Here is a 13,164-nt window from a genome sequence, read left to right as displayed (position 1 = left end):
AAACGAGCTGGATGCCTTTTAATACGCCCCGCGAATGAACGGATGGACTTCATTTTGATAAAACGCTGTTAACCGTTCCTTTTCTTCTTCGCTAAACGACGGAACATGAAGCGCCTGCAAGTTGTCTTCGACTTGTTTTACAGTTTTGAATCCCGGAATGACGCACGTCACTTCGTCATAGTCTAAAATCCACCGCAATGCGGCTCTTGTCATATTGCCTCTGCCGTTAGCAATCCACGTTAGCTGTTCGCTCAACTCCACGCCTTTTTGAAACTCAAGCCCAGCGAACGTTTCGCCAACGTTGAAGTGTTGCCCGTCTCGGTTAAAATGGCGGTGGTCATTTTCCGCAAACGTTGTGTCCTTTTTAAATTTCCCTGTCAATAACCCACTAGCAAGCGGCAGACGTGCCAAAATTCCTACCCCTTGTGCTTTTGCTTGCGGAAGCAGCTGTTCTAACGGTTTTTGCCGGAAAATGTTAAAGATGACTTGCAGCGCTTTTACGTTCGGATTCGTTAAACAAAACAGACCTTCTTCGACCGTTTCGACACTCACGCCATAATAGCGAATCTTTCCTTCTTGTTGCAGTTTATCCAACACTTCAAACACTCGTCCATCTTTTAACACTTCAAACGGTGGACAGTGAATTTGGTATAAATCAATGCGCTCGCGCTGCAATCGCTTTAAACTTCCTTCGCAATATTCCCGCACTTTTTCCTCGGAGTATGTGCGAAAATCATGAATGTCCCCCGCGCGGCAAAATTTCGTAGCGATATAAATGTCGTCTTCTTTTCCTTTTGTCGCTTTTGCCAAAAGCTCTTCGCTATGACCGTTGCCATACACATCTGCGGTGTCAAAAAAATTGACACCCGCATCAATCGCCCGCTGCAATCCTTTCAACGCTTCACTGTCGTCCGTATGTCCCCAAGAACCGCCAATCGCCCACGTCCCAAAACTTATTTCACTCACTTCTAATTCTGTATTTCCTAAACGACGATAGTTCATCTTTACCCCTCCTGCACACAAAACGTATATTTCGTAACTGATGAATACACTTCTCCTGCTCGCAAAATGCAGGAAGGAAAGTGTGAATGATGCACTGCATCCGGCAATGCTTGTGTTTCTAAACAAATGCCTAAATATTTTCGCGCGGGTGCCCCGTTTACTTTTATTTCACTCGGAAGCTGATTGCCCGTATACACGACCACCCCTGGTTCATCTGTTTCTACTATTAATGTTCGTCCGCTTTCCGGTTCGAACAACAAAATTTCTTCGTCATGATGGGTATTTAACAAAAACGGATGATCGTATCCTTGCCCGACTAAGGCGATTTGCGGATGGGTTGCTTCCACGCCTTCTTGTATCGTTTTTCCTTCGCGCAAATCAAACGGAGTGCCCGTCACATCAAGCAGTGCACCAGTCGGAAGAAATTCGTGATCCAATTCCAAAAATCGGTCGCTTTTTATTTTTAGCTGATGTTGCAAAATATCGCTTTTTACGTTGCCACTTAAATTAAAATACGTATGGTTCGTTAACGTTATTGGCGTATCTTTGTCAGAAGTGGCACGGTAGGAAATCGTTAGTTCGTTTTGATTATTTAATGTGTACGTGACGTGAACGTCGACGTTCCCAGGATATCCTTCTTCTCCATCAATACTCATATACGAAAATTGGACACCGACTTCATCTTTTCTAGAAAATCCCGCTCCTTGCCAAATGGCATGATGAAACCCTTTTTTGCCACCATGTAAATGGTTGCCGTTTTCGTTTTTATCGAGTGTGTACGTGTTGCCGTTTAATTCAAAAGAGGCATTTTTTATCCTTCCCGCCACTCTTCCGATGATCGCCCCGAGATACGGGCTGTTGGTCAAATAGGAAGAAAAATCATCGAATGCTAGCACAATATTTTCATAGTTTCCATGTTTATCAGGAGTTACTATTTTCGTAATAATACACCCATAATTGATACACGTCACTTCGATGCCGTTATCGTTCGTAAAGGTATAAGCGATAATCGGACGGCCGTCCACTTCCGTCCATTGTTCTTGGACAATTTTCATCCCTACCCCTTCCTTCCTTTGTGTGCTGCTTATAGTTCAACGACTTTTCCGATACTCGCTGACGTGCGGCATGCCTCTAATACTTTTGCTTGCCGAATGATTGCGTCAGGTGAATAGCTTGGCGTTGTCCCATCGATGATGCATTGCGAGAAGTGCTCCACCTGTAGACGGTATTGGTCGCCGTTCACTACTTCTTCCCGCGTGTTTCCGTCGCCTGCTTGGATGATGATTAAGCCGTTGCCTTGTTGCACGTCCGGACGGTACGCCCGCGGAACAGTAATTTTTCCCTTCGTTCCGATAATTTCATACTCGTTACGGGCAAACATATCGAAACTGCAGTCAAATAAAGCATGGACACCATTTTCCAATAACATCCACCCGCTTGTTATTATATCCACCCCGTAACGGTCATCGTACGTAGAATGAACGGATAAAGCAACTGGCTCCGTTTCTAGTAAATAGCGAATGGAATGCACACAATAGCAGCCCACATCTAGTAAACTCCCACCGCCAAACGCCGCCTCCATTCGAATATTATTCTCCCGCTCAGCAAGGTAAAAAGAAAAACTTGACCGCATGCTTTTTACTGTTCCGATTTCTCCAGAAGCAATGATTTCTTTTACTCGGTTGTGCTGCGGGTGAAACTGGTACATAAACGCTTCCATCCAAATGACCCCGTTTTCTTGGCAAGCCTCGACCATTTTTCGAACATCTTCTTCGCATAAAGCTGCTGGCTTTTCGCAAAGAATATGCTTTTTCTGTTTCGCTGCTTTCACCGTCCATTCCATGTGCATATGGTTCGGAAGCGGAATATATACAGCATCAATGTTAGGATCGGCAAGCAAGTCTTCATAATTGTTATAAGCTGTTGGTATTCCGAACTGCTGCGCTACTTCATGCGCCTTCCTGCTACCGCTTGCGATTGCTGCGACTTCGGCGTTTTCTGCACGCTGAATCGCTGGAATCAGCTCGTTTCTAGCAATAGCCGCCGTGCTTAAAATTCCCCAGCGCACGTTCTTTCCCACATTTCCCACTCCTTTTTCAATAGGTAGAGGCTGATCTAAACAACAAGACCAGCCCCTACCCTTTTTGAATTTTCCAACGCTTTCTTCACAATGATTATAGCAATTTTTAGTTAGTTTGTCCAAAAAACGAACTAACTTTAGTGATTGCTTTTTTCTAATAACGTTGTTAGAAAAGCAAGCCAACCTCGTTCAATCGTTGCTTTTGTAACCATGGACAGCGTTCCGATTCGAGAGGAGTCATTGCCACGAAACTAATTAAAACGAGAATCCCGCCCATAAGTGAGACGGGGCGGGTGTTGTTTGTTAGAGAATAATGTTTAACAATGAGATGAAAATAAAAGCTACCACTGAAATAATCGTTTCCATCACGGTCCAAGTCATAAGTGTTTCTTTGACCGTCATGCCAAAATATTCTTTAATCATCCAGAAGCCGGAGTCGTTGACGTGCGACAAAATCAGCGAGCCAGCACCGGTCGCCAACACGAGCAGCTCCATATTTGTACCTGACATAGTAGCAGCGATTGGCGCGACGATACCAGCGGCAGTCATCATCGAAACAGTAGCTGAACCAGTTGCGACGCGAATGAGAGCTGCAATCCCCCATCCTAATAAAAGCGGGGATAGATGGGAATGTTTCGCTGCCTCAGCAATTTGTTGGCCGATACCAGAGTCAAGAAGCACTTTATTGAACGCTCCTCCTGCCCCGATAACAAGTAAGATGTTTGCGACTGGACCAAGGCAGTCGTTTGCAAATTTTAGCACGTTGTCACGGTTAAACCCTCGGGAATATCCTAGGCTAAAGAACGAATAAATCGTGGCAAGGAGTAGTGCGACAATTGGGTCACCGATAAAACGTAATACTTTCGCTGTTTCTAATGTTTGATCGAGCGTAACGTTGGCAATCGAAGAGATAAGCATTAAAATGACCGGAAGCAAAATCGTAAATAGCGTGTTCCCGAATCCTGGGAGTTCTCTTGTTTCTTTATGCTGTACGAGCTGTTCAGCGATTTCCGCCGGCACCTTTTTGTACATGCGCGCACCAATCCATTTTCCATACAATGGTCCAGCAATAACCGCCGTCGGCAGGCCAACGATAAGCGAATAAAGAATCGTCTTTCCAACGTCTGCTTTAAAAATGCCAACCGCTGCCATCGCTGCTGGATGCGGCGGAACGAGACCGTGCACGACCGATAAGCCAGCGACAAGCGGAATCCCAATTGTAACGAGCGAAATACCTGTTTCCATCGCGATCGTAAAGACGAGAGGGATAAGCAATACAAACCCTACTTGGAAAAACACCGGAATCCCAACCAAAAAAGCAACGACCATCATTGCCCAATGAACACGTTTTTGACCAAAGCGAGCAATTAGCGTTTTGGCAATTCGTTCAGCTCCGCCGGACTCCGCCATCATTTTTCCGAGCATCGTTCCGAGTGCCAACACAATCGCCAAAAAACCAAGCGTATTGCCTAACCCAGCCTTAATCGAATCAATAATACCCGGTGTTTCTGGTGATGGGGCAATAAGCGGCATCCCCATCGCTAAACCGACACCAACAGAAATTAAAATGAGCGCGACAAACGGATGCATTTTCACTACAGTAATTAGTAGCAATAGCACCATAATAGCAACAACAACAATGGCAATCCCCATTCCTTGTTCCCCCTTTGTTTTTGCGCAAAATAACTAAATTAAATTTCTCACCATCACAAATGCTTGCCGCCTTCCACTAAGAAACTACGAAATTATCTAAATCGATTTAGTATTCTTTAGTGGGGTACTAAATCGGTTTAGTTGATAAAGATTTTTATCCATTTCGACGTTGAAATGCTGCAATCATATCAAACTCCTCTTTTAACCGCTCATACAAACGCACATACAAGTCAAATAGTTCAGCATAAATGCGTGTATGGGCTTCGTTTGGTTCATGACAAGCCGTTGTATCAATCCATGTTTTTACCATCCCCAACGACGGCAACTCACCTAAAGCATGAAGCGCTACAGCAGCAGCTCCTAATGCAGATGCTTCGTGCGTTTGCGGCACAATGAGCGGTTTTCCGAGCATATCAGAGAGTATTTGCCGCCAAAACGGCGATTTAGCAAACCCACCTGAAACACGGATCTCCTCCATTGGTCCAGTCACATCGCGAATAGCAAGTGCTACTGATAAAATGCTAAAGCAGACGCCTTCCATCACCGCGCGGATGAAATGTTCGCGTTTGTGATGGAGACTAAGACCGAAAAACGTCCCGCGGGCATTTGCATTCCAATATGGTGCGCGTTCTCCCGATAAAAATGGTAAAAACAAAAGTCCTTCTGCCCCCGGCGGTACGCGTTCGGCGTATTTCGTCAATAAATCATATGGATCCACGCCGAGCTTTTTCGCCACTTCTCGTTCTTGCGCACCGAATTCATCACGCAGCCAGCGAAGCAAAATACCACCGTTATTCGTTGGTCCACCGACGACCCAATACCCCGGAGTTAATGCATAACAAAACGTCCTACCTTTTTCATCCGTCGTTGGCTTTGCGGCAATGGTTCGTACTGCTCCACTTGTTCCGATCGTAATAGCTGCCTCTCCCGGGAGCACCGCCCCAACACCGATGTTGGCAAGCACGCCATCACTTGCTCCAATAATGACCGGCACACTAGGAGCTACGCCCATTTTTTCTGCCCATTCTTTTTTCATTCCTTGCAAAATGTGCGTTGCTGACACAAGGCGAGGCAAATGTTCGCGGCCAATTCCAAGGAAAGATAGGACGTCCTCATCCCAATCGAGTGTACTAAGACGAAACAAACCGGTAGCCGAAGCAAGCGAATGATCGGTGACGTATTCTCCATACAGGCGATAAAGCACGTAATCTTTTACCGAAACAAAGCGTCTAGCATTTCGAAATATGTCCGGCTGCTCTTCTTTCAGCCACAGCAATTTTACTAGCGGCGACATTGGGTGAATTGGTGTTCCCGTCCGCCGGTAAATATCAATCCCTCTTTGTTCCTTGAGCACCCTTTCTGCTTGAGAAACGCTTCGATTGTCAGCCCAGATGATGAGATTAGTAAGAGGTTTCCCATCTTTATCAATTGCCATCACCGAGTGCATGGCTGCACTAAATCCTAGTGCTTTTACTTGTTCTGGACGGATGGCATAGCGAACTGTCACTCCTCCCACCGCTTGAATGACCGCTGCAAACAACTCTTCCGGATCTTGCTCTGCCCATCCCGGATACGGCTGAATCATGGAATAATCGACGGCATGGGAGGCTAACACCCGACCTTGTTCGCTAAAAACGACTGCTTTTGTACTCGTCGTTCCGATGTCCACTCCAATGACGACTTTCTCTTGAATCACCATCGTTTCTCCTCCCTTCGTCATTTATCCTTTCGTCTAATCGATGTCCGTTCCTTCAGTATCGGAGAGAAACGAAACACACGCGGCTTCTCTTTCCGCTTCTGCTCAATTTGCACAAACAACTGTTCGGTTGCTTTTTTCCCCATGGAAAATGTCGGCTGGGCAATCGTCGTCAACATTGGAGTATAAATATCAGCAAACGGCACATCATCAATGTTGATTATCGCTAAGTCTTCGGGCACGCGAATATCAGTTTCTTTCACAAAGCGAAGAACACCCATCAAAGCCAAGTCGTTAATGGCAAATAGAGCATTTGGTCGTTCAGGCTTGGCAAACCGCTTTTTCAGCTCTTCAGGTAGCAAAGCAGGGGTAACGGCAATGATGTTGTTTTCATCGACAACAAACCCTCTTTTTTCCATTGCTATGCGAAACCCTTCAAACCGCTCCATCCGCGGTACGTTATAAGCAACGAGCGGTGGAATGACAATAGCGATACGGTCATAGCCGTGTGATGCTAAATAATCAACAGCCATTTCTGCCGCCTTAAAATTGTCTAACAATACGCTATCCACTTCCACCCCCGGCACCATCCGGTCAACAAAGACAAGGGGAAAGCGCTCCTCTACAAGAGGACGGTACACCTCTTCGTTTTTCCCTGTCGGAAAAACAATTAGTCCGTCCACTTGTTTAGCCAGAAGCATGTTGACATATTTTTTTTCCTTTTCTGGGTCATCGTCCGAGTTGCAGATAATAACATGGAACCCGCGCTTCTGGCATTCCTCTTCAATGGCATGCAACACTTGCGTCGTCAACATATGCAGCATATTAAACACAATTACACCAATGGTGGCCGTCGTTTTTTGCTTTAAACTGCGGGCGATTACATTCGGCTGATAACCAAGTTCCTCAATCGCTTGAGCGATGCGTTTTCTTGTTTCCTCGCTCATATATTCGTAGCGTTTGTTCAAATATTGCGAAACTGTACTTTTGGAAACGTTGGCCAATTTCGCGACATCGGCCATCGTCACTTTTTTCAACGGGATCCCTCTCTCTTTTACTAAATCGATTTAGTTTAGAAAACGTTTTCATAAACCGGTTTAGTGTTATTATAAATGAGATGGAAAAGATGTGCAATATTTTTTATTTAAGTTTTTCACTATGTTAGAATACTATATCTCAACAGGAGCTAAAATCCATCGCTTTTATAATGCCCCTATGCTTGTCGCGTCGCCGAGGGGCTTATTAACATAGGTATAGACAACCCACGAACTGCTCACCCTTCTGTTGATTTCTTTTGTTCTTCTGTTAATCTATAGATAAGCCATATTCAAGGGAGGTGGGACAGTGGCTACTCCTGAGCAAGGCAAAAACTATTCGTATGCTGATTGGGAAACGTGGGAAGGGCGTTGGGAGCTCATTAACGGAAAAGCGTACGATATGACGCCGGTCCCGTCTTCTGAGCATCAGTTTGTCGTAGGAGAATTGTATTTTTCCTTGCGTCGTTTTTTTCAAAACAAACAATGTTTTGTGTTTGTCGCTCCGTTTGATGTATTCCTTGGTCAAAAAGACGATGAGGAAGCTCCTGATGATATTGTCCATCCCGATATTGCCATCATTTGCGACAAAAAACAGATTAGAAAAAAGGGGGGCTACGGAGCACCGGCACTTGTTGTCGAAGTATTGTCACCATCCACTGCCTTAAAAGACGATAACGAAAAATTTTATGCTTATCAGCGCCACGGAGTTCGTGAGTACTGGATTGTTGATGCTGCCAATCAAATGGTTCACGTATACTATTTGCAAGAAGGAACGTACCAACGAATCGCAACGTACGGACAACAAGATACGTTGCACTCGGCACAATTTAAAGAATTATCCATCCCGTTAGCACCATTGTTTGCATGGAGCTAAAACGGCTCTTGTCGTCTGAACAAGAGCCGTTCGTTCTTATTTTCCGATAAAATTCGGTTTTCGTTTTTCTAAAAATGCTTGGACACCTTCACGATGGTCGGTTGTTTTCCGCATTTTTTGCTGGGCGTCGGTTTCAAGCTGAAGGACGTGCAGCAATTCGTCTTTTGTCGTTTTGGCATACAGCGTTTTCGTCGCAATCATCGCTTGTAGCGGTTTTGCTTGCCATTCTGCTAGTTTTTGCTCGATTTGTTCTTCGTTTTCCGCGACGAAATCGACGATGCCTAAATCATATGCCTCCATCGCGCTCATCGGCTTTCCTTCCCAAATGAGATGTTTCGCTTTTACTTCGCCGATGCGCTTCGCTAAAAAGAAATGCCCCCCACCATCTGGAACAAGCCCGATGCCGATAAAATTCATCGCTAAGCGCGCATCTTTTGTCGCGATGACATAGTCGCTTGCCAACGCAAAACTTAACCCTAATCCTGCCGCTGGTCCATGAATCGCTGCGACAACAATTTTCGGCAGCTCATACAATGTCGTAATGAGCTGCTGGATCGTGTTCATCACGTCATGAAACGCTCCTTCATCTTCGACGCGAAGCATCGTTTTAATATCGCCTCCAGCGGAAAATCCCCTTCCTCTCCCACGAATAAGAAGAAGCTGTGCATCGCTTTGTTTGACTTGGCGAAGTGCTTCGACCAATTCATTCAACATTTGCACGTCCATCGCATTTAACGAATCCGGACGGTTCAACTCTAATACTGCGACATTCCCTGAAAATGAAAGTACTACCGTTTCCATTGTTCTCCCCCTGTTTCACCGATTTCCTTTTACTTTATTCCGCACGATTGGCGAAAATCCTTTTTTTAATATAAAAAACCGCACCACTTCAAGTGGCACGGGCGAATTTGTTAGCGATTCCGGTTGAAAATGATCAGCTTTAACTCCGTCATTTCTTCGATCGCGTAGCGAATTCCTTCGCGGCCAAATCCGCTTTCTTTCACGCCGCCATACGGCATATGATCGACGCGGAATGTTGGGATATCGTTAATAAGCACCCCGCCAACATGCAGTTTCTCCGCCGCTTCCCACGCCGTATGAACATTGTCGGTATATATGCCTGCTTGCAGCCCGTAGCGCGAATCGTTGACAAGCTCAATCGCTTCGTCGACGGAAGGCACTTGATTAATTAACACAATTGGCGCAAATACTTCTTGGCACGATACTTTCATCGTTGGCGCCGCATCTAAAATGACCGTTGGTAACAAAATATTTCCTTGTCTCTCTCCACCAACTGCAACAGTAGCGCCGCCTTGTTTCGCTTCTTCGATCCAATCTAGCGAACGCTCGACGTCTTTGGCAGAAATAAGTGCGGAAACGTCTGTGCTCGGATCAAGCGGGTCGCCGACGTTCAACTGCTTCACCGCCGCAATAAACTTTTCAACAAATTCTTTATACCGTTTTTCATGCACGTAAATACGTTGCAATGAAATGCACACTTGCCCTTGGAAAGAGAAAGCGCCGACGACGCACCGCGGAATGATTCGCTCGACATCGACTTGTTCATCGATAATGACCGCTGAGTTTGACCCTAACTCTAGCGTCACGCGCTTTAACCCAGCCTTGTTGCGGATGCCAATCCCTACTTCTGGGCTTCCGGTAAAGGTTACCATGCTAATGCGTGGATCGGTAACAATTTGGTCGCCGACCGTTTTTCCGCTTCCGGTCACGACATTGAGTGCTCCTTTTGGCAACCCTGACTGTTCAAACAATTCGGCAATAAAGTAGGCAGAAAGCGGCGTTTGGCTCGCTGGTTTCAATACGACCGTATTTCCAGAGGCAATCGCAGGACCTAGCTTATGTGCCACTAAGTTCAATGGAAAATTAAACGGCGTAATCGCTCCGATCACCCCAATCGGCTCTCTCACCGTAAAGGCGACGCGATGTTCTCCGCCTGGCGCAGCATCAAGCGGAATTGTTTCCCCGTGAATCCGTTTCGCTTCTTCCGCGGCAAATTTGTACGTTTGAATCGTGCGCGCTACTTCCCCTTTGGCGGTCGTGATTGGTTTTGCGGCTTCTTTCGCGATGATCGTAGCCGCTTCTTCCGCCCGCTGTTGCAATAGCGAAACGACTCGCTCTAAAATCGCTGCACGTTCGTGTGCCGGCATCTTTGCCATCGTCCGCCGCGCTTCATACGCAGCCGCAATCGCCCGCTTGACATCACGCTCTGTCGCTAGCGGAATCTCCGCCAACACTTCGCCAGAATACGGCGACAACAGCTCCGAATACGCCTCCGCTTCTACCCATTCGCCGTTAATATACAGTTTCTTTTTTTCGGTTGTTGTATGCATCCTGTTTTCCTTCCTTTCGTAAGCATTATTCCTAAACTACTCTTTCACTTTTATTCTGTTTTTTCTGAAAAAATCCTTCACTATATCACTAACTCCCTAGTTCAACAGCGACTAGACAACTCTTATTTCGTACCTTGATACGGCGAACTGACGATGAAGATGCCATTTCTCCCATCACGTAACGAATTCCTTCCCCCTAAATTATTTCCTTTCATGTTGTTACGATGATTGGCAGGACGTATTTATCGTTAATATGTACGCATCAACGAAATTACTAAAGCCCCCCATCAGATGATGAGGGGCAGAAGGTTAATTTTCTATTCGCTTGATGATTTTGGCTGGGTTTCCGCCAACGACGACGTTGTTTGGTACGTCTTTTGTGACAACGGCGCCAGAGGCGATGACAACATTATCGCCGATGTTCACCCCAGGATTGATTACCGCTCTTCCGCCAATCCATACGTTATGCCCGATGCGAACCGGTTTCCCGTATTCTAGTCCTGTGTTTCTTTCCTGCGGATGTAGCGGATGTGTCGCTGTATAGATGTGCACACCAGGGCCAACTAGGCAGTTATCGCCGATTCGTACTTCACACACGTCTAAAATCACGCAATCAAAATTCATATAAAAATTTTCCCCGACGTGAATGTTGTACCCGTAGTCGCAGCGGAAGTTCGGTTCAACATACACGTTGTTTCCAGTTGAACCGAACAATTCTTTTAACAATCTTACTCGTTTCTCATATTCTGTTTCGAGCGTCTGATTATATAAACGAGTAAGCTTTCTCGCCCGTTCTCGCTCTTGGGCTAACTGCGGATCCGCCGCGCAATACAGTTCCCCGTTTATCATTTTTTCTTTTTCGCTCTTCATGCCCCCGCTCTCCTTTTGCAACGTTTTCCATCAGTATACCACACCCTTCCCTTTTTTCGAAAAAGCGCTACGGACGATGTGCTGGTTCATCACATACACGCCTGTTAAAATGACGATGCCACCGAGCATGGAGAGGAGATGGATTTTTTCTCCTTGGACAACGATGTCAAGGACGAGTGAGAGGAACGGGGAAACGTATAGCCATGTCGCTGGGAACGAAGGGTTTGTTTTTTGGAGTAGCCAATAGTACAACCCGTGCCCAACAACGGAGCCGATCATGACTAAATACAATAGCGAAAGCCAGCCGCTGCCGTTTACTGCGGAAAGATTGGGCTTCTCGGCAAAAAAAGAAGCGACAAGCAGCGCCAACCCACCAACCAACATTTGATAGCCGTTTAGCATCAGCGACGAAACGCCTTGTTTTAATACTCTTTTAGAATAAACGGTGGCAAAGGCATAAAAACTTTCCCCGATAATAACAACCGCGCAAGCAAGCAGCCAAACGAGGTGAAACTGCACCGAAAGCGATGGGAAGGTGAGCAAAACAATCCCTAGAAAACCTAAACCAAGTCCAACAAACTGTACGCTCGTCATTTTACTTTTTTCAACTTTTGCATGAAGCAACGTGACAAAAAGCGGTCCTGTCGCTGATAACAATGCGGCAAAACTAGATGGAATGTATTGCTCTGCCCAATACAGTGTCCCAAATGTCATACCTGTCATACATAACCCCGTCAATAAAAACGGCACAAGTTGCTTTTTCGTTGGAAAAGAAAATTGTTTCGTCACCATTCCGTAGACAATGACGAGAAAGCCGGCGAGAAAAAAGCGGAAACCGGCAGAAAAATACGGAGTCCACCCTGCTTGCAAGCCGATTTTAATCGCTAAAAACGTCGTCCCAAAAATAAGGCACATCGCAAAATACCCCAACAAAACCATTTCCATCACCTTTTTCTGTTATTTTACGTATAGCATGCTATAATAGCTGTATAACAGTAAAACTCTTTCTATAACAGTAGGTGGAAGTATGAACATTCCTTTAAAACGCTATTCGCACGTTCCGGTGCACGAACAAATATGCCAATATTTTATCGACCGGATTTCTTCCAATATGTTAAAAGAAGGCGAACAGCTCCCTTCTGTCCGAAAGTTGGCAAAAGAGCTGGGAGTGGCGTTAGTGACGGTGCAAAAAGCGTATCAACAGCTGCAACAAAAAGGATATGTCGAAAGTTTTCAAGGGAAAGGAATTTTTGTGAGGCAGCGAGCTTCCAGCGCTTCTACTTCTCTTGACACGAAATGGCAAATGCTAGTTCCTGACTACGTGCCGCGGGCGCAATCACTCGCAATTTCTCAACCGTTACGAAACATTCGCTATAACTTAGCTACTGCTTGTTTTCATGGAGAACTTTTTCATGATTAATCACGCAGGAAACCCCTGCTTTCAAGCATGGGGAGGAATGCGTTTTTTTTGTTTATTTTTCGCTAAAAAAATATAAAATAAAATTAGTGAAAGGTGGTGAGGACATGAAATTGACTTTAACAGCAAAAATTAAAATTTTACCGACATCTGAACAAGAACAACTTCTTCAAAAAACGATGCG

At 45.6% G+C, this 13,164-nt stretch carries 12 protein-coding genes; 2 read left to right on the top strand and 10 right to left on the bottom strand.

The window, feature by feature from the left end; all coding sequences use genetic code 11:
• Positions 1-18: 18 nt before the first annotated feature.
• The 6 genes from M4I42_RS09175 to M4I42_RS09150 form a co-directional block, all read right to left on the bottom strand.
• The gene (locus tag M4I42_RS09175) at positions 19-1,002 is read right to left on the bottom strand and encodes an aldo/keto reductase (RefSeq protein WP_268851892.1); all 984 of its coding nucleotides are present in this window, start codon (positions 1,000-1,002) and stop codon (positions 19-21) included.
• 2 nt (positions 1,003-1,004) lie between these two features.
• Entirely contained in the window at positions 1,005-2,057 is a 1,053-nt protein-coding gene (locus M4I42_RS09170) for an aldose epimerase family protein (RefSeq protein WP_268851891.1), read from the bottom strand.
• 29 nt (positions 2,058-2,086) lie between these two features.
• On the bottom strand, positions 2,087-3,082 hold the full coding sequence (locus tag M4I42_RS09165) for a Gfo/Idh/MocA family protein (RefSeq protein WP_268851890.1): 996 nt from the start codon (positions 3,080-3,082) through the stop codon (positions 2,087-2,089).
• A 303-nt stretch (positions 3,083-3,385) separates the two neighbouring features.
• Positions 3,386-4,735, bottom strand: a complete 1,350-nt coding sequence (locus tag M4I42_RS09160; RefSeq protein WP_268851889.1) for a GntP family permease — start codon at positions 4,733-4,735, stop codon at positions 3,386-3,388.
• Between the two features lie 154 nt (positions 4,736-4,889).
• On the bottom strand, positions 4,890-6,434 hold the full coding sequence (gntK, locus tag M4I42_RS09155) for a gluconokinase (RefSeq protein ID WP_268851888.1): 1,545 nt from the start codon (positions 6,432-6,434) through the stop codon (positions 4,890-4,892).
• 17 nt (positions 6,435-6,451) lie between these two features.
• Positions 6,452-7,468 (bottom strand): LacI family DNA-binding transcriptional regulator, encoded by a 1,017-nt coding sequence (locus M4I42_RS09150; protein WP_268851887.1) that lies wholly within the window; start codon positions 7,466-7,468, stop codon positions 6,452-6,454.
• Positions 7,469-7,775: 307 nt separating this feature from the next.
• Here M4I42_RS09150 and M4I42_RS09145 point away from each other — a divergent pair, with 307 nt between their 5' ends.
• On the top strand, positions 7,776-8,342 hold the full coding sequence (locus tag M4I42_RS09145; protein ID WP_268851886.1) for a Uma2 family endonuclease: 567 nt from the start codon (positions 7,776-7,778) through the stop codon (positions 8,340-8,342).
• A gap of 36 nt (positions 8,343-8,378) precedes the next feature.
• Here the strand turns inward: M4I42_RS09145 and M4I42_RS09140 are convergent, their stop codons facing one another.
• From M4I42_RS09140 to M4I42_RS09125, 4 genes are all read right to left on the bottom strand, one after another.
• Entirely contained in the window at positions 8,379-9,143 is a 765-nt protein-coding gene (locus tag M4I42_RS09140) for an enoyl-CoA hydratase (RefSeq protein WP_268851885.1), read from the bottom strand.
• Positions 9,144-9,253: 110 nt separating this feature from the next.
• Positions 9,254-10,693 (bottom strand): aldehyde dehydrogenase family protein, encoded by a 1,440-nt coding sequence (locus M4I42_RS09135; RefSeq protein WP_268851884.1) that lies wholly within the window; start codon positions 10,691-10,693, stop codon positions 9,254-9,256.
• Positions 10,694-11,002: 309 nt separating this feature from the next.
• Positions 11,003-11,563 carry a sugar O-acetyltransferase gene (locus M4I42_RS09130; RefSeq protein WP_268851883.1) on the bottom strand — a complete coding sequence of 187 codons (561 nt, stop codon included), beginning with the start codon at positions 11,561-11,563 and terminating at the stop codon, positions 11,003-11,005.
• Between the two features lie 30 nt (positions 11,564-11,593).
• The gene (locus tag M4I42_RS09125) at positions 11,594-12,502 is read right to left on the bottom strand and encodes a DMT family transporter (RefSeq protein WP_268851882.1); all 909 of its coding nucleotides are present in this window, start codon (positions 12,500-12,502) and stop codon (positions 11,594-11,596) included.
• 88 nt (positions 12,503-12,590) lie between these two features.
• On the opposite strand from M4I42_RS09125, the gene M4I42_RS09120 reads away from it, so the two are divergent.
• Positions 12,591-12,983 carry a GntR family transcriptional regulator gene (locus M4I42_RS09120; protein WP_268851881.1) on the top strand — a complete coding sequence of 131 codons (393 nt, stop codon included), beginning with the start codon at positions 12,591-12,593 and terminating at the stop codon, positions 12,981-12,983.
• Positions 12,984-13,164: the final 181 nt, after the last annotated feature.

This window comes from Anoxybacillus sp. J5B_2022 (assembly GCF_026847645.1).
Lineage (GTDB): Bacteria > Bacillota > Bacilli > Bacillales > Anoxybacillaceae > Anoxybacteroides.
This window is presented reverse-complemented; position numbering and strand designations above follow the sequence as displayed.